General features: G+C 57.7%; 16 protein-coding genes and 1 tRNA gene. 7 read left to right on the top strand and 10 right to left on the bottom strand.

Features of this window, described 5'->3' with window-relative positions:
- Positions 1-3: 3 nt before the first annotated feature.
- Positions 4-624, bottom strand: coding sequence for a YkgJ family cysteine cluster protein (locus tag CF15_RS03035; RefSeq protein ID WP_058370472.1), 621 nt, complete (start codon positions 622-624; stop codon positions 4-6).
- 115 nt (positions 625-739) lie between these two features.
- Here CF15_RS03035 and CF15_RS03030 point away from each other — a divergent pair.
- Positions 740-815, top strand: a tRNA-Thr gene (locus CF15_RS03030).
- 132 nt (positions 816-947) lie between these two features.
- Here CF15_RS03030 and CF15_RS08790 read toward each other — a convergent pair.
- From CF15_RS08790 to CF15_RS03020, 3 genes are all read right to left on the bottom strand, one after another.
- Positions 948-1,085: a hypothetical protein gene (locus CF15_RS08790; RefSeq protein ID WP_168371233.1), complete on the bottom strand. Its 138-nt coding sequence runs from the start codon at positions 1,083-1,085 to the stop codon at positions 948-950.
- Positions 1,086-2,069: 984 nt separating this feature from the next.
- Positions 2,070-3,086, bottom strand: a complete 1,017-nt coding sequence (locus CF15_RS03025) for a hypothetical protein (protein WP_168371232.1) — start codon at positions 3,084-3,086, stop codon at positions 2,070-2,072.
- A 306-nt stretch (positions 3,087-3,392) separates the two neighbouring features.
- Positions 3,393-4,142 (bottom strand): hypothetical protein, encoded by a 750-nt coding sequence (locus CF15_RS03020; protein ID WP_168371231.1) that lies wholly within the window; start codon positions 4,140-4,142, stop codon positions 3,393-3,395.
- Positions 4,143-4,259: 117 nt separating this feature from the next.
- Here CF15_RS03020 and speE point away from each other — a divergent pair, with 117 nt between their 5' ends.
- A complete protein-coding gene (speE, locus tag CF15_RS03015) occupies positions 4,260-5,189 on the top strand; it encodes a polyamine aminopropyltransferase (RefSeq protein WP_236698106.1) in 930 nt (309 codons plus the stop codon).
- A gap of 117 nt (positions 5,190-5,306) precedes the next feature.
- Here speE and CF15_RS03010 read toward each other — a convergent pair whose 3' ends face one another.
- From CF15_RS03010 to CF15_RS03000, 3 genes are all read right to left on the bottom strand, one after another.
- Positions 5,307-5,726 (bottom strand): MarR family transcriptional regulator, encoded by a 420-nt coding sequence (locus CF15_RS03010; protein WP_058370468.1) that lies wholly within the window; start codon positions 5,724-5,726, stop codon positions 5,307-5,309.
- A 143-nt stretch (positions 5,727-5,869) separates the two neighbouring features.
- Positions 5,870-7,510: a lysine--tRNA ligase gene (gene lysS / locus CF15_RS03005; RefSeq protein WP_058371358.1), complete on the bottom strand. Its 1,641-nt coding sequence runs from the start codon at positions 7,508-7,510 to the stop codon at positions 5,870-5,872.
- A 188-nt stretch (positions 7,511-7,698) separates the two neighbouring features.
- Positions 7,699-8,634, bottom strand: a complete 936-nt coding sequence (locus CF15_RS03000) for a transcription initiation factor IIB (RefSeq protein WP_058370467.1) — start codon at positions 8,632-8,634, stop codon at positions 7,699-7,701.
- A gap of 306 nt (positions 8,635-8,940) precedes the next feature.
- Here CF15_RS03000 and CF15_RS02995 point away from each other — a divergent pair, with 306 nt between their 5' ends.
- Entirely contained in the window at positions 8,941-9,405 is a 465-nt protein-coding gene (locus tag CF15_RS02995) for a hypothetical protein (RefSeq protein ID WP_168371229.1), read from the top strand.
- 71 nt (positions 9,406-9,476) lie between these two features.
- Here CF15_RS02995 and yciH read toward each other — a convergent pair whose 3' ends face one another.
- Positions 9,477-9,776 carry a stress response translation initiation inhibitor YciH gene (gene yciH, locus CF15_RS02990; RefSeq protein WP_058370465.1) on the bottom strand — a complete coding sequence of 100 codons (300 nt, stop codon included), beginning with the start codon at positions 9,774-9,776 and terminating at the stop codon, positions 9,477-9,479.
- Between the two features lie 205 nt (positions 9,777-9,981).
- Here yciH and CF15_RS02985 point away from each other — a divergent pair, with 205 nt between their 5' ends.
- Positions 9,982-10,128 (top strand): TFIIB-type zinc ribbon-containing protein, encoded by a 147-nt coding sequence (locus tag CF15_RS02985; RefSeq protein ID WP_058371357.1) that lies wholly within the window; start codon positions 9,982-9,984, stop codon positions 10,126-10,128.
- Positions 10,129-10,145: 17 nt separating this feature from the next.
- On the opposite strand, the gene speB is transcribed toward CF15_RS02985, so the two are convergent.
- Positions 10,146-11,084 (bottom strand): agmatinase, encoded by a 939-nt coding sequence (gene speB / locus CF15_RS02980; RefSeq protein ID WP_070807812.1) that lies wholly within the window; start codon positions 11,082-11,084, stop codon positions 10,146-10,148.
- A gap of 92 nt (positions 11,085-11,176) precedes the next feature.
- Here speB and glyS point away from each other — a divergent pair, with 92 nt between their 5' ends.
- The 3 genes from glyS (at position 11,177) to CF15_RS02965 (ending at position 14,036) form a co-directional block, all read left to right on the top strand.
- Entirely contained in the window at positions 11,177-12,949 is a 1,773-nt protein-coding gene (gene glyS, locus CF15_RS02975; RefSeq protein WP_058371355.1) for a glycine--tRNA ligase, read from the top strand.
- Positions 12,950-13,045: 96 nt separating this feature from the next.
- Complete coding sequence (locus CF15_RS02970) at positions 13,046-13,429, top strand: hypothetical protein (RefSeq protein WP_058371354.1); 384 nt, start codon at positions 13,046-13,048, stop codon at positions 13,427-13,429.
- Between the two features lie 169 nt (positions 13,430-13,598).
- On the top strand, positions 13,599-14,036 hold the full coding sequence (locus CF15_RS02965; protein ID WP_058370464.1) for a hypothetical protein: 438 nt from the start codon (positions 13,599-13,601) through the stop codon (positions 14,034-14,036).
- On the opposite strand, the gene CF15_RS02960 is transcribed toward CF15_RS02965, so the two are convergent.
- Positions 14,033-15,601, bottom strand: coding sequence for a B12-binding domain-containing radical SAM protein (locus CF15_RS02960; protein ID WP_058370463.1), 1,569 nt, complete (start codon positions 15,599-15,601; stop codon positions 14,033-14,035). The genes CF15_RS02965 and CF15_RS02960 overlap by 4 nt on opposite strands.
- Positions 15,602-15,633: the final 32 nt, after the last annotated feature.

The raw sequence follows: 15,633 nt of genomic DNA, 5'->3' as shown, positions 1-15,633 counted from the left end.
CTGCTAAACTGAGCCCAGGCTTGCAAGGTAGTCCAGGTCAGCCCAGCGGGCCCCTCTCTCAGCCTCTTCCCAGGCCTCGTCAAGGGCACGGTAGAGCGCCTCAAGGGGCTCCATCCCCTCCTCCACCACCAGGCGGTGGAGGCGGCGGTAGTGCTCACGCCTCTCCCAGACATACTGCTCTATGAGCCTAGAGGGCGGCCTCCTCTCCGGGCCGCTCCCGACCCCGGGCGAGCGGGGGTCAAGGTAGAGGCTCGGCCGCAGACCCTCCACTAGCAGGGGGTAGAGACGGCATCTCATCGGCCTGGCCGGGTATATGACGCAGAGCTTCACCCCGTCGTGGCGCTCGGCCAGGAAGAGGCACCTACCCCTCTCGTCACCGCGGAGGAGCATGTGGGGCATTATATCAGCTATTATAACCTTCACGTAGCCCCGGAGGAACCCACGCCAGCTGATCCTCAGGAACCTGGCCATACGCACCGCGTCGAACACGGTAAGGGATACATTAGGCCCGCCGCTGCAGCACCGCCCGCACCTGGTGCAGCGGAAGCGGAAAGCGCCCCCAGGCTTCACTGGTATGAGGCGCCTCGTATACTCCTCCAGCTCATCGATACCCGGCGCATCCATGACCTGCCAGCCCCCAGAGCCCCGGGGGGCTTAGCGCCGCGTAACCGTTAAACACCCCGCCAGGGAGAGGAGGCCCCTCACGGACGCGGCCGCCCCCTAAAGAGGGCCGCCCGGTGCCGCCGTAGCTCAGCGGGCAGAGCGCCGGCCTTGTAAGCCGGTGGTCGCGGGTTCAAATCCCGCCGGCGGCTCCACCACGCTAGATCCCCACAGGATCCACACTACATGGTACATACCGCCGCTCCGGCGAGCCCTCAGCGCCCACACTCTGAGACGAGGGCGTACACGAACCCCTAAAGGAGCCACACACAACATACACCATGCTATCAGCTACACCATAATAGCATCCTTACAGCTACGCAATTACTGTATACCAGCGGCAGCTCCAACTCATCAACATCCAACCTATCCACATACACCAGGGCGCGGTGGAGGACTAGCACCAGCCTACCTAGCCTACACAAGACATTCTCCGGCTCTCTAAGGTTAAGGTTGAGGAGCAATAGCACCTATAGCATAGTCACCCGGATAATCTCCGGGCACAGTATGGTATGGTAGAAGAGGAGCCAGCCCCTAGCCCATATGGACGGGCGCCCAGACCCGCTTCACCCACTCATGCCTCCCAAGATGGCCGGCACCGGCGTCACAACGGCTCTCTATATGATGACCCTCAAGCTCCAGGCTGTCCAGAAAAGCTGCCTAAACCCTAGGCGCTATGCCGTGCAGCACCGCGTACTTGCCCTCTATCTCCCAATACCACCCGGTTCTTGCAGGGCTTACGTGGAGGCAATACTACCCTAGGAGGAACCCACCTCCACCGCCTCCTTAGGAAGTCCTTCACGTCTATAGAGGTTAGGGCTACACGGAATAACAGTCATACTAGGCAGTATAAAATAAATCATATACATCCTGCCCCCAAGAATCATGAGCCGGGGATCCTCTGCGCCACCCCCTGCCAGCCCTGCCACCCGGCCCGGTCGAACCGAGAGGTCCTGAAGCGCTATGCTCGTAGACCGGGATGGCTAGACCTCTCTACCGCATGAAGCCCGCCTGTTGAAGAAGCATAGCCAAGCCTTGACACGCCGTCGCAGCCCATGACGCTATAGAGCATGTGTATAGAGTTCCCTAAGGCTAGTACGCTAGGGTTGAACGTGCTCCTGCACTCCCACCGGTGTGCCCTTCGGCCTGACTACTTTTATGACGGCCCCTCGTAAGGGCTTGTAACAATATACGCGCCGCTTAATCCCATACTTTGTATACTGCTTTAACTCTGGCTCATATTTTCCCGTCTAAAGCGTTCTACCTCTGCCTAAATTCACGCCTAGGACCATGCACGTCTATAGAACCCTTACTCCATTATCTACAGACATATGGTTTATATCGTATAATAGATTATAAAGATATATCACTACTTATTGAGGCTTATATACTCTAGCTAGTTGGATCCATTAGCTCTTTATGTATGTATATGTCTTCCCGTCCACAGTCACCTTTATGAGGAGCATGGGGCTTGGTACGCTAGTTTTGAGGGTCAGGGCCTGGCCCGGGAGAAGTACTTGCGGCAGCTTGCCCTCAGCAATCGAGCGGCCGTTGACTGCTACTTTCTCCAGTGATACGGGGTGAGACGCCACGTTTGTTATGTTTATTATAGCAGTGTACGATGCTAGGCCAGACTTCTCAAGGGTAACCGTCACCTTCACCGGCGGCTGGGAGGCTTCCTGGCCCTGGCTAGCGCCACCGCCAGTGCTAGTGCCATGTGTGCCGCTCTGGCCTCCCTGGGACAGTATGCCTAGAAGGCCTGCATGTCCTAGTAGCTTTGTGAGCGCTGTGACCAGCCTCGGGGCCTCGTCGCATACCAATGTGTAGAGCTGCAGTATTGCAGCGGCCTGGCTACTCAGCTTGGGCACATTCACATTTGCTACAGTGATGTTGAAGGGGAGGGTGACTATCTTCCATGTTATCGTGTTGAACGCCTTTAGGTCCACCATTGCGAAGCCCTGCAGAGTGACAGTGACGTTTCTCCTCGTGGCGAGAGCCTTCGCTATACCGCACCCAGCCTTATCCACATCCAGTACCAGTGTTAATCTGTGCTCGCTCCAGCCGGGCGGCAGGGCCAGGTAGGGTATAAGCCCATCACCAGCATAGTAGCCCTGTATGTACACTTTGTAGTAGACTAGCCGGGCGAGGACTTGCTCCCCGGAGGGGTTGTAGATTTTCACGAGGAGGGATATACGTAGCTGAGTCGGGGACGCGAGGCCTATCCGGGGTACATCAACTAGCTCAGCCCTCCACCCGTGAGACGTCGTGTAGAGCTTGTATACGTATAAGGCGACTCCTATAACTATTATCACGTAGATGATATTCTTTATCAGGGATGTTCGTTGCATGCGGCGCAATCTTGACTCTATCTCTGCAACCCTCTTCTCTATATCGGACGTCTCTTTATTATGCAACACTCTCGCCATGCGGCGGGTCCCACCCCTTGCCCATATAGGTACTGCTCATATAGGTAGCGGTAGCTAGACTCGCCATGCAGCATAGTGGTTATAGTTTAGATGCAGCATGACGCTTCCGAGCACTAGTTGATCAGCCGAGGGTACTCACCCCATCGCCCCAGGGCTCGGTCCTAAAGGCCTTCATCACGTGCACCGGAATGCAGGGATTGTACCGGGGGCGCGTGTACTCATGGACGCATCTCTCCCACGGTCTTAGCAAGCAATGATATCTACTACACAACATAAGGTTATTGTACAAGATGCTGTAGAGCCGATCTAGCCCGCTGCCTTCCTCCTATGCAGGTAGTGGTACAGGTACACCACTATGGCTAGTACTGAGGCTAGGAGCGCGCCTAGCAATACCCAGCGGAGCCAGGCTACAGCTCCCTTCCCTGCTGTAATATTAATTTCCTCCCGGATCTCCCTGACACCCAGCGATTGTGACGGCATGCTAGAATATATACGTGCCCTGTAATGCCTGAGTATGCCGTCAACGGTACTGTAGATAGCCTCTATGCTTATGCTTAACGGCTTCGTTGCGTTAGAGTAGGTTATGATTATGTTTCCATCTCTCCTCTTTATCTTGAATCCCCCCTCTAGTGACGCATTATAGAGTTTTGATGCATTACAGTAGAACTGGTCGAGGCTCGGCTGCAGCATAGCCCCTTTTTCTACAAGGCTGCATGACGCTGGGTCTATGCTTGCTTTCAGGGTTTTATTGGTGAATCTTATCGCGTTGGAGTAGCTGCTTGGACTAATAGTGACCTTCTTATGGGTTATTGTCGCATAGAGTGTTATATTACCTCCCTTTCCGTAGCGCTTAGTAATGGTTATGATTGTCACTGCGCTCGCCTTTATAGTTTGGTTTGTTGATGGGTTGACAAGCTCCATGCATGTTGACGCAGTGTATGAGTATGTATAGCGTTGAGCTGGGCTGGCTGATAGATAGGCGTAGGATAGTGCCGACAATAATGCTATGACTACAAGTGCTATGAGCCTATTCTTCCCAGGCGGCATTGGCTGCACCGGCTAGCCGGGGCGCTCTCCATAGTAAAAACCGCTAGTATCTTTGCCGCCGCGTGACGCCATGGAATCCCAGGGAGCTGCCTTGTCAGAGGGCTATCTGGGAGGAGTCCTCCGGCAATGTATTCGAGTCACATTAATGCTGCGGTAGCCTCTCAGCAGTTCCGGGCGGGAGCCATGGAGCTCGAGGAGTTTAGGCTTTCGCTATACCAGCCCGGCGGCCTCATGGGTACTATATATGCTGTTGATGAGGTGCTATATAACTCGAAGTCCCGCTACCAGCATATAATGATTGTGAAGCTGAGGGGATTCGGTAAGACACTGGTGCTCGACGGCCTAATCCAGAGCACCGAGAGTGATGAGCACATCTACCACGAAGCGCTTGTACACCCCGCCATGACAGTCCATCCAAATCCCAGGCGTGTCCTAATTCTTGGCGGCGGGGAGGGAGCTACACTTCGCGAAGTACTTCGCCACAGTACAGTGGAGAAGGCCGTTATGATTGACATAGACGAGGAGGTTATAGAGGTTTCCAAGAAGTATCTGCCAGAATGGCATCGAGGCGCGTTCGACGATCCGAGGACGGAGCTGCACATAATGGATGGCTTCGAGTACGTTAAGAGGGCCTCCGAGCGTGGAGAGAGGTTTGACGTCGTTATAATGGACCTCACTGATCCGTATGGATCTGATATAGCGGCCCAGCTGTATTCTCGTAGCGCGTTCGAGCTGATCTCCCGGGTGCTAAGTAGCGATGGCATAGTTGTGACTCAGGCAGGCTGCTCTACGCTCTTCCCGGACGTCTTTAAGCGTGTGTACAACGCTGCGCGCCAAGTCTTTCAGCACGTTAGAGAATACGCGGTATGGGTCCCCTCCTTCGCTTATGCTAACAGCTTCATAGCTATGTCTAACAAGTATCGTATAGACAGCGTCTCCAGAGAGGAGGTTGATCGTAGGCTCGCGGAGCGCGGTGTTAAGACAAGGTTCTACAACGGACTAAGGCACATAGCCATGATAGGTATGGCTGAGATGCATATTGAGATAAAGGCTTAGGGTCAGCCTTCGGGCAGGCAGCCAGCTTGTTAGCGATCCCGGTGAATCATATGCGGCTCCAAGAAATATTCCGGACAGCCTTGCGCGCTACTGGCATGCTGGAGAGACCGTCAGGGGCTAGCCGGCCCTGCTGCCGCCGTTCCGGTTATTGTTTACCAGCTCTATGACCTCGCCTACCTTCTCGCAGACCTCCGTGAGCGCGGCTACTATGTGGTCGGGCACTTCGTAGAAGTAGGCTCTGCCGCCGCGCCTTAGAGGGTAGGGCCTCCTTACCACGAGGGATTTAGCGTGTAGGCCGCGTAGGGCGCGGCGTACTACCTCGGGGTTGCGGCCTAGGGCCTCGGCGATATCCTTCGCTATGGCTCCACGGCCGCGGGTTATGAGGTATGATAGTACATGGGCCTCCTCCTCGTTGAGTGAGAAGGCGCACTTGAGTATGCACTTTAGGCGTGCAGCATTGGCTTTTGCAAGCATGCTGGCCTGCTCCACTCCGCTTCTATACCATGTGGCGTAGCCGGGGCGTGTTATAGTCTGCAAGATGTGGGCACACCTCCCAGCCGCTTTATCCCGCGTTAAAGGCTGCTGGCCTCTCTAATATCTTTGACGCTCGTTAATGATGGTTGTCGGGGGTGGCTGCACAGCTACCATCCATCGTAAATTGTTGGAAAAATTGTCGTACCTCATAACCCCAGGAGGCGGCTCAGTACAAACTCCCTGTCGAGCAGTGAGAGGAGCGGCGCCGCCCTAGGCCCGCTCTCCCTGCCCACGAATACCAGGTAGAAGTAGCGGTAAAACTCTCTCCGCTCCTTGCTGCTCCAGCCCCTAGTGTACTCCACCATAGTCTGCTTGATGGATTCCTCACTCCAGTCGACGAGCCGGGAGAGCCTCTCGCCGAGGCCGCGGAGCTTCTCGCGCATCCCTGGAGGTATTCTCTCCAGGATCTCGCCGGGCGGCTCCTCGAGGATCCTTATCCTCATATGCTCGGGGGCGTACTGCTCGGCCCACCTCTTGGCCCGGGGGAGGAGGCTCAGCAGCCTCTCGAGATCATGCTTGCTGGGCTTCTCGGGCAGATGGCCGCTCCTCTGGAGCCGGCGGGGTGCCTCCTCCCGCCACCGGTCCTCGGGGAGCACCTGGGCCAGTATTGCAACGTGGCTGTATGGCGGCTGGGCTGGCATCTTCTCCGGCGGGGCGCCTCGGGTGTAGCTAAGCTCGTAGCTGCGGGCTAGGAGAAGGTCTTCCTCTCTCCTCCCAGTAGACTCGGCCCGGTAGTAGATCCTCTCAGCCCGGTAGTACTGGTCGTAGTAGAGGGGCACATCGTGGAGCCCTAGGCTCAGCTTCCTCATGGGGGGCGTGCGGAGGATGAGGAAGCGGAGCACCTCTGGATGCGCCACCTCAAGCCACTCGCGGGGCGTAAAGCCTATGAAGTCGCTACTACTCATATCAGCCTCTCCGTCACGCGTCTTCACGGCGACCCACTCGTAGGGCAGCCCCTCCGGCGGCTCTATCCCATACACCTTCAGCGCCAGCTCGTTAGCACTATCCCTGCTCCCACCCGGGGTCGCGTGGTCCTTGCCGTAGGGCTCAAAATCTACGCCAAGGGCCCACCAGACGCCCACCCACTCTATGCGCCAGTTCAGCTTCCCGTCCCAGAGCGGGGCCCAGCCCTCGTGGCCGCAGCTGCGGCACCGGTAGCGGACCATACCCTTCTCCAGGTTCGCTTCGAGGGCCTCGGTCGAGTCTATCCTGCCGCACTGCTGGCACCGGGGCTCGAAGGGGATCCAGCCAGGCGGGTATGGCCGGCGGCCACGGTACTTGTTCACGACCTCACGTATCTCCTCGCGACGCTCTATAGAGAGCCGCACGAATTCCAGCAGCTTACCACGATACATGTCAGTGGTTTTTACCACCTCTATGCTCCCGTCTGTGAACTCGCCCAGGTAGGGGCCGAAGTCGGCCCAGAACCTGTCGACCCAGCTGGGGAGCTCGCCTCTGGGATCAGGGACATTTATCAAGGGCCAGCCAGTGTAACGCTTGGCGTCCTCGGGGTCCGGGAAGACCCTGCGCTGGCTCTCCTTGCCCTTCCACGCGTCCTGCGTGTACAGGGTTAGGTACTGCTTAACCCGGAGGCCCCTCGCCTCAAGTATGCGGCGGACAACCTCGGGGATAACCACTTCTCCCCGGAGCCTGCCCACATGCTGCAGCCCCGAGACCGAGAGGCCCCCGTTAAACACGTAGACGCTCTTACTCCTGCGGCGGAGCCGCTCCTCGAGCCAGTCTGCCAGAGCGTCTATCCAGTGCTTAAGCTCGCCGCGGGACTCCACCACCGGCTCGCGGAGGAATCTAGCCTTCCTCACGTCATCTATACCCTGCCCGGCCACACCTTAGCCACCGAGGACGTAGAAGCCCGGAAGGATATGGGTTAACAGCCCTTCCCTCGCCCAACGGCCGGTTGGGAGCCTCGGTAGGGAGGGGGAAAAGAGCCCGGGGACGGCGCCCCCGTGCATGGGGGCTACTGGGCTGGGAGCGGTATGTTAAGCTTCTGAACCAGCTCCTTGTAGCGGTTCCTAACCGTAACCTCTGTGACGCCGGCTGCTGCAGCTATCTCCTTCTGAGTCCTCCTCTCCCCAAGCTCCAGAGCGGCTATGTATATAGCCGCTGCCGCAAGCCCCGCTGGATCCTTGCCGGCTGTAAGCCCCATCTTACGCGCCTGGACGAGTATCTCCGCAGCCCTCCTCTCCACGGCAGGGCTCAGCCGGAGGGCCGAGACTATCCTGGACACGTAGCGGACCGGGTCAACTATAGGCATGCGGAGCTTCAGCTCGCGGACTATGAGGCGGTAGCAGCGGGCAACCTCCTTACGGCCACCCTTCACGACCTCCGCTATGTCGTCTATACTCCTGGGTATGCCGCGTATACGGCAGGCAGCATAGACAGCTGCCGCAGCCATCGACTCGAGGCTGCGGCCGCGGACCAGGCCCTTCTCCGCCGCCTGCCGGTAGATCATCATGGCGGTGTCAATAATGCCACGGGGCAGGTTGAGAGCCTCGACCAGCCTGGTTATCTCACGGGCCGCCTGCTCTATGTTCTTCTCTATACTAGTGGTTGCGCGAAGCTTCGCCTGGAGCCTGCGTAGACGGCTGGCCTCAATGCGGAGGCGCGCCTCGAGCTTACGGCCGTTCGCGTCACGGTAGCCGGAGATAGTGGTGAGTATACCATAGTCGGGGAGAGTGTGGGTAAGCGGGCTGCCCACGCGGCTTCTGCGGGTCCTCTCCTCAGGTGTGTAAGCCCTCCATTCGGGCCCTGTATCTATAACCGTCTCCTCAACTACCTCTCCCGTAAGCGTGCAGATGTACTCGCCCCTCTCCTCGTCGAACACTATATATTCGGGGGGACACCCTTCCTCCTTCTCCCCCGAGGCCCTAGGGGCCTGCTCCTTAGTCACCAAGGCCGGGCCACCTGTATATACGGCCTTAGAGGCTGAGGGCGGGCCGCAACTAAGATGCCCGCAACCCTTAAAGCCCCGCCCATACTATTCCGAAAAACATCCTTAAAAAATTTACTCCCAGCCTACGAGTTCCTCAAACAAGTCCAACCCTAAAGCTGTATCCTGTAAGGAGGCTAAGCCTTCACCCTGGGAGGGAGAGGAGCAATACCCACCGACCGGTTCATAGCGCTAAGGATAGTAGCCATACACCACCTGATCCGCATGTACGGCTCCAGGCCCATAGCATGGGCTATAACAGCCTGGCCCATGGAGCAGCTGGCAGGCGAAGATCTCGACGAGAAGCACTCGAAAGCACTCAAAACGCTGCGCAGAAATCTCTACGCCTACCTCTCCCGGAAGGGAGCTGAATGGACGGAAGTGGACGAGGAGACGGGAGGCTTCAACATACTACTCCCGGGAACCTACGAGGACGCGGCAAGAGCGCTCCAGGCGCTCTGGCTCAGCCTCCACCTCGTATACATGGTTAGCTCTAGAGAGCCTTCAGTATGGCCCGAAGCCACAGAGGTCTACGAGATACATAGGTCGTATCTTGAGGTGATTGAACATATAGGGGTGCGGCAGCTCACCTTCAAGCAGGCCAACCAGATTGTTGAGACCGCTTCATATATAGCGCTGCTGAGCACCCCGCTCTTCCCGGAGCTGTTCGAGCTGCTGGCACTCGATAAGCCGGTGGCCGTTGTGCTGCACGCGCTATCGCTCTACTCAAGCTAACCTCGGGGCGCCGGTACGGGAGGAGGACTGAGATGCTACTGGCTCAAGGAGGATGCGTACCTCAGAGAGCATTACTCCACTATTATAATGTTCTCTTCGGGGAACCCCATCTCAACCAGGATCTCTTTAACCCTGTGGCGGTGGTCTCCTTGAAGCTCTATACGCCCCTTCTTATAGGTGCCTCCCGTGGCTAGCTTTGACTTCAGCTGAGAGGCCAGCTTCTTGAGATCAACTTCTCGCTCGTCCAGACCCTCGATTATTGTTACCTCGCGCCCGTAGCGGCGTCTCTCGAGCTTTATCTTGATCACCTGCTGCTCGCGGGCCAGCTGCTCGCAGAGCTCGGGCGGGAGACCGCCACAGAGGGAGGACATATCTCCACTCATAGAGCCCTATCCCTTCCTTCTAGCTTTTCGCCTTCTATGCCTTCAGGGGGATGTGGCTCCATAGTGAGCTAGCTGGAGAGCTATTCTTATAAGGATTTCGCATGCCTGGAGGCCTCTTACCGGGCGAGGCTCTATGGAGCTTTACGAACCCCGCAATGGGGAGGAGGAGACGGGCGTCATAGAGGATAAGGCCATGATACGCTACAAGTGCGGCCGCTGCGGCATGGAGTTCACAGCCCTAGACCTGGAGTACATGCCTAGCGTTAAGTGCCCCTACTGCGGCTATAGGGTAGTCTACAAGGTTAGGCCGCCGGGCCGTAAACTGGTAAAGGCCATATAGGATCGCTTGGCCCTCCACTAGCCTCCCCTGGCCCCGCTCTTCTGGACCTGGTAGGCGGCGAAGAGCTCTAGCAGCGTTTTCGCAGCCAGTATTGAGGTAATCCCGCTGTAGTCGTAGGGCGGCGAGACCTCCACAACATCCACCACCCTTAGCCTTGCACCACTCTCAGCCACTACCTTGAACAGGATATCGAGGAGCATCCAGGGCTCCAGCCCCTCGGGCTCCGGGTTGGCTACACCCGGTGCGTAAGCTGGGTCGTAGCCGTCCATATCTACGCTTACATAGAGCGTCTTGCAGCCTACTCTCCTGATCCATCTGGCAGCCCGGGCGACAACCTCCCTGACGCCTAGCAGCCTCACGCTATGGCTAGTTACATACTCTATATGCTTCTCCCTAGCGTACTCTACCTCCTCCCCCGCAAAGGCCCTGACCCCTATGTAGAAGAGGCGCTCACTACCATAGGCCTCGGCGATCCTTCTCATCACACTAGCGTGGCTATACTTCTCCTCCATGTACTCGTCGCGGAGGTCGAAATGTGCGTCCGCCACCAGGAGGCATGGCTCCTCCTCCACGCGAGCCACGGCCGAGAAGGAGCCTAGAGTTATACTATGCTCGCCTCCTATCAACGCCACAAGCTTCCCTGGATACCTCCCCAGCACCTCAGCCACTACCGCCTCTATCCTCTTCACAGCCTCCTGCGGCCTCACCGGCAACACAATGTCACCGAGGTCCGCCACCCGGTACGCCTCAAGGTCAAGCCCCGCCCGGAGCGAGTAGAACTCTATGTTAGCTGCTGCCTCCCTAACCGTTCGAGGCGCGAAGCGGGAGCCTGGACGATAGCTCGAGGTTGCGTCATAGGGAATACCTATTACCAGCATGTCGGCCTTCTCCGGCTCGGTCTCTACACCGCCGAAGTAGAGAGGTGCTCTGGACACGTAGAGGTCTAGAAGACCCATGCCGAGCCCTCCCCCGGGCGACTGCAGCTGCCCGGGGGAGAACCACTATAACACTCTTCAGACGGGGCTATAGGGCCGCGAGGATGCAGGCTATGGCGGCGAGCAACACTATAGCGAAGGACAGGTATGATAGGGTAATAGAGCTGGCTAAGAGGAGGGGCTTCTTCTGGCCGAGCTACGAGATCTATGGCGGTGTCGCAGGCTTCTACGACCTCGGCCCGCTCGGGGTAAGGCTGAAGGAGAAGATAGTGGCTCTCTGGCGCGACTACTTCATACGCCGCCACAACCACATAGTTGTCGAGATAGAGACACCAGTCATAGCCCCTGCCAAGGTGTTTGAGGCCAGCGGGCACCTAGAGCACTTCACCGACCCAATTGTAGAGTGCCTCCGCTGCCGCCGGAAGTTCAGAGCCGACCATCTTATAGAGGAGAAGACTGGGATAAGGGCTGAGGGACTCACCCTCGAGGAGATGACGAGGATAATACGGGAGCACGATATAAGGTGCCCCGTGTGCGGCGGCCCCCTCAGCGAGGTAAGGGCGTTCAACCTCCTCTTCAAGACTACAATAGGCCCCTACAGCGAAAGCGTGGGCTACCTGCGGCCGGAGACCGCGCAGGGCATGTTCGTATCCTTCAAGAGGGTCTTCGAGGTCAGCCGGCAGAGGCTGCCTCTGGGCATAGCGCAGGTAGGGAGGGTTGCCAGGAACGAGATATCGCCCAGGCAGGGTATTATGAGGCTCCGAGAGTTCACTATAGCCGAGATGGAGTTCTTCTTCGACCCGGAGGATCCCTGGCACGGGGGCGTTCTAGAGGAGCTTCTAGGGAGTGTTGAGCACCGTAAGCTACGCATACTCCGCGCCGAGGCCAAGGCGCAGGGAGAGGAGAAGCCCGAGGAGTACGGGGTCCGCGAGGCCATAGAGGAGGGGGTTGTCAGAACCCCCTGGCTGGCTTACTGGATGGCTATAGCGCGCGACTTCGTCATGGAGTTGGGCGTACCCTACGGGGACATGTACTTCGAGGAGAAGGCGCCGGAGGAAAGAGCCCACTACGCCGCCCAGACCTTTGACCAGCTGGTTAGGGTGAGCAGGCTAGGCTGGGTGGAGGTCTCCGGCCATGCCTATCGTACAGACTATGATCTGCGGAGGCACATGCAGTACAGTGGACATGATCTCCGTGTCTTTAAGCAGTACCAGGAGCCCAAGATAGTCAGAAAGAAGATGGTGCTCCTAGACCGTGCCTGGGTTGGCAGGACCTTCCGGAAGCGTGCCCGCGAGATACTAGAGGCAGCCCGGTCGCTAGACCCCGAGACTGCCGAGAAGGAGCTGAGGGAGAAAGGCTACATAGAGGTGGCCGGCGAGAAAATACCGGCAGAGCACATAAAGATCATAGAGAAGGAGGAGAAGGTTACTGGGAAGCGCTTCCTACCACACGTAGCAGAGCCTTCATTTGGCGTGGAGAGGCTCATCTTCGTAGCCCTCGACCACGCCTACAGCGAGCGTGGCGAGAGGGTTGTGCTCCGCCTGCCCCGGAGAATAGCCCCGATCGAGGCCGCTGTGTTCCCGATAGTGCGTGAGGAGAGTCTTGTCAGGATTGCTAGAGACATATGGAGGAAGCTCCTGGAGAATGGCATGTACGCGATATACGATGATGATGGAAGCATAGGCCGCAGGTATGCACGTGTAGACGAGATAGGAGTGCCGGCCGCGATAACCGTAGACTACCAGACGCTCGAAGACAACACCGTTACGCTGAGGGATAGGGATACGTGGAAGCAGGTGAGGGTCCCCGTAAACCGCATTGCAGAGGCTGTGAAGAAGTTCATAGAGGGGGCTAGCCTAGAGGAGATCGGAACCCCCACGTCCTAGGGGGCTACTTGCACGACACACAAGCACGTTGTAGAATATAGAGTAGCTATTAAACCTGCTACGTGGAACTATCCCCACCTCTTGGAGGTAGAGGCTATGAGCGAGGAGGAGGCTAGGAGAGAAGAAGAGCAGCAGGAGGAGCTTCCCAAGAAGAAGATAGATGTGAAGACTGCGATCTCAATGATACCCCCTGCATCCCAGGTGCTTGGAAGGGAGAAGAGGCAGCGGGAGCGCAGGGTGAGGCTACGCTTCCACAATGAGTTAAAGGAGGGTATAGCCAAGGTTAACCCGGAGCTTCTGAAGGAGATAGGTGAGGGCGAGTACATAGAGGTTGTGGTTGCACGCAGGCATAGATTCCGCTACCGTGTCGAGAAGGATGATAGTGTTCCTCCTAACGAGATATGGGTTAACGGCACTAACCTACCGGAGTACGGGGTCTCCGACAACACCATAGTGACTGTAAGGATAGCCCGGAGCTAGCTCCTAGGCTAGCCATCTTACGCGTTTTTGGGGACAGGGTGCTAGCTCAAGGCTACGCTGTGGAGAGGACGCCTGGAGAGGCAACCGCTTATAGACGAGAGGGCCGGCCCCGTTATAGGAGCCGGGGAGTCCCTTCCTCTCCTCCGGCGGCTCCCAGGGTGGCTTCGGCATGGCCGAGGCTGTAGACCCCTACAAGCTGCTGCGGACGCTTGAAGACGTGGCGGATAGACACGCCAAGATAGTGCGGTCGCTTAACCGAGCCCTCTCGAGGCTTAGGAGGGATACTGGAGACGAAGAACTGCAAGCGCTCGTTCTCACCTACCTAAGGCGGTTGAGGGTGCTGCGCCAGAGGCTAGAGAATAGCCTCCAGGGCCCCGTGAACCTGGACTCTGTGGCGTCAGAGGTTAGGGACAATATAGCGACGCTAAGCGAGTACATGATTATAGTCGGTATGGAGTATGAGCGCGATCTACTAAACAAGGCGCTTCTACTGGCGAAGCGTGGAGCCAGGCTGATAGAGGAGAGCCGGGAGCTGATAGAGGAGGACCTAAACAAGATAGAGGAGCTGGCCAGCAAGCTGCAGGTAATAGTCGACAAGTACTACTAGACGGCTCGGCCCACCATGTTCAGCATAGAGCCCTCTATTATCCTATCAGAGTAGACCCCGGTTATCCTGACATCAACTATGTCGCCGGGCTCTAGCCCCTCTTCCTCCAGCAGGACTACCGGGCCGTGATGCAGCGGGTAGGCTACCCATCTGTGAAGCCTGGGGTGCCTAGCGACCACTATTGCCCGGAGTTTCCAGCCAATCATCCTCTTCTTGGCCCTCTTGTTTATCTCAGCCGCCTTGAGCTTCACGGGGTGGTTGGGCAGGCAGTCTAGCTTTCTCCCGGCCAACTTGCCTAGGGCCGAGCCTGGCAAGGGTGTAAAGCGATAGGCCGTGATCTTCTCCGCGCCAGCACGGTAGAGGGCCTCCATTAGTCTCAGGGTTTTCTCAACGACTCTAGCAGTCTCGCCAGGGAGACAATACATTATATAAACGTAGGGCCTCAGCCCATGGCGTCTGAGCCTCCTGACCGCCTCTATAGTCTCCCTTACAGTGGCTGGCCTCCCCAGCACCTCTAGCAAGCGCTGATCGCCTGTCTCCGCTCCTACATGGACCGGGGTGCCCTTGAGATACCTGCCGAGCGTTCTAGCCGCCTCCTCGGTGACAAGGTTAGGTTTCACATTCTCCACCATGATCGCCGCTTCTCCGGAGGAGATCTCCGGTATCGAGGAGAGCCTTGAGAGAAGGCTCTGTACCGCCTCGAGGTTTGGGCCAGGCCTCCTGGGGTCTACTAGGGGCCCCGGCTCGACCAGCCAGTCCCTTCCATAGTCGAGGAAGTCGGGGCCGCTCAGCACTATGCGGCGGACGCCCTGGTTTATCAGCTCCTTTACCTCCCTATATACTAGCTCGATGCTGCGGCTTCTCGCATAGCCCCATAGGCTTACTACGCTACAGTAGGCGCAGCCCGGCACGGGCCTCGCGGGGAGCAGCTCCTCGGGCAAAAGCCCCTCTAAGCGGGGTATAGTGTAGTTGCTACACCCGCGCACGACTTCCACGTAGACGCGGGCGGCCCAGTAGAAGGGGTAGCCTCGTATTAGACGGGTGCTGGGGAAGTATTTTTCCCAGACCCGTCGCGGCATTACTGGGCAGCGCTTGTTCACCACTACCCTGCCCTCCTCCCGGTATGCTACCCCGCAAAGGCTCCGCAGCTTCTCCTTGTAGAGCACGCCAGAGTCTATTGCTCCCTCGGTGAACAGCTTCTCCACGACGGGCTCGGCCTCGCCGTGGACTCCCACGTCAGCTCCAACACGGGCCAGGAACCATGGGTCGCTGGAGATAGGGCCTCCAACCACTACGGGCCTCCTCCCGCGCCGTCGGCGCCAGGCCTTGACTATCCTGGCCACGCTACCCTCGTCAACACTCATAGCACTTATCATGAGGACATCATAGTCTTCCAGCATACTCGGCTTATCCAAGACGGTTTCAGCAGTAGTTAGCTCAACACCTATTCCGAGCTGCTCGAGTACTCCTGCAACAGTGCGGGGACCCGCACCTATAGCGTCGACTGTAACTATTCTCCTGCCGTAGCTGCCCCTGGCAAGAGCGTCTACCACTAGAACGTCCATGGAGCTGCTACCCTCTGAGCCTGAGGCACTCT

The sequence above is a fragment of the Pyrodictium occultum genome, from assembly GCF_001462395.1.
In the GTDB taxonomy this organism is placed as follows: Archaea; Thermoproteota; Thermoprotei_A; order Sulfolobales; family Pyrodictiaceae; genus Pyrodictium; species Pyrodictium occultum.
This window is presented reverse-complemented; position numbering and strand designations above follow the sequence as displayed.

Bases quoted from the DNA above. Each gene is read 5' to 3' on its own strand.
- CF15_RS02965 (WP_058370464.1), top strand. From the start codon at position 13,599: ATGGCCGAGGCTGTAGACCCCTACAAGCTGCTGCGGACGCTTGAAGAC.
- CF15_RS02995 (WP_168371229.1), top strand. From the start codon at position 8,941: ATGGAGCAGCTGGCAGGCGAAGATCTCGACGAGAAGCACTCGAAAGCA.
- CF15_RS02985 (WP_058371357.1), top strand. From the start codon at position 9,982: ATGATACGCTACAAGTGCGGCCGCTGCGGCATGGAGTTCACAGCCCTA.
- CF15_RS02970 (WP_058371354.1), top strand. From the start codon at position 13,046: ATGAGCGAGGAGGAGGCTAGGAGAGAAGAAGAGCAGCAGGAGGAGCTT.
- speE (WP_236698106.1), top strand. From the start codon at position 4,260: ATGTATTCGAGTCACATTAATGCTGCGGTAGCCTCTCAGCAGTTCCGG.
- CF15_RS03035 (WP_058370472.1), bottom strand. From the start codon at position 624: ATGGATGCGCCGGGTATCGATGAGCTGGAGGAGTATACGAGGCGCCTC.
- yciH (WP_058370465.1), bottom strand. From the start codon at position 9,776: ATGTCCTCCCTCTGTGGCGGTCTCCCGCCCGAGCTCTGCGAGCAGCTG.
- speB (WP_070807812.1), bottom strand. From the start codon at position 11,084: ATGGGTCTTCTAGACCTCTACGTGTCCAGAGCACCTCTCTACTTCGGC.
- glyS (WP_058371355.1), top strand. From the start codon at position 11,177: ATGGCGGCGAGCAACACTATAGCGAAGGACAGGTATGATAGGGTAATA.
- CF15_RS02960 (WP_058370463.1), bottom strand. From the start codon at position 15,601: ATGGACGTTCTAGTGGTAGACGCTCTTGCCAGGGGCAGCTACGGCAGG.
- CF15_RS03025 (WP_168371232.1), bottom strand. From the start codon at position 3,086: ATGGCGAGAGTGTTGCATAATAAAGAGACGTCCGATATAGAGAAGAGG.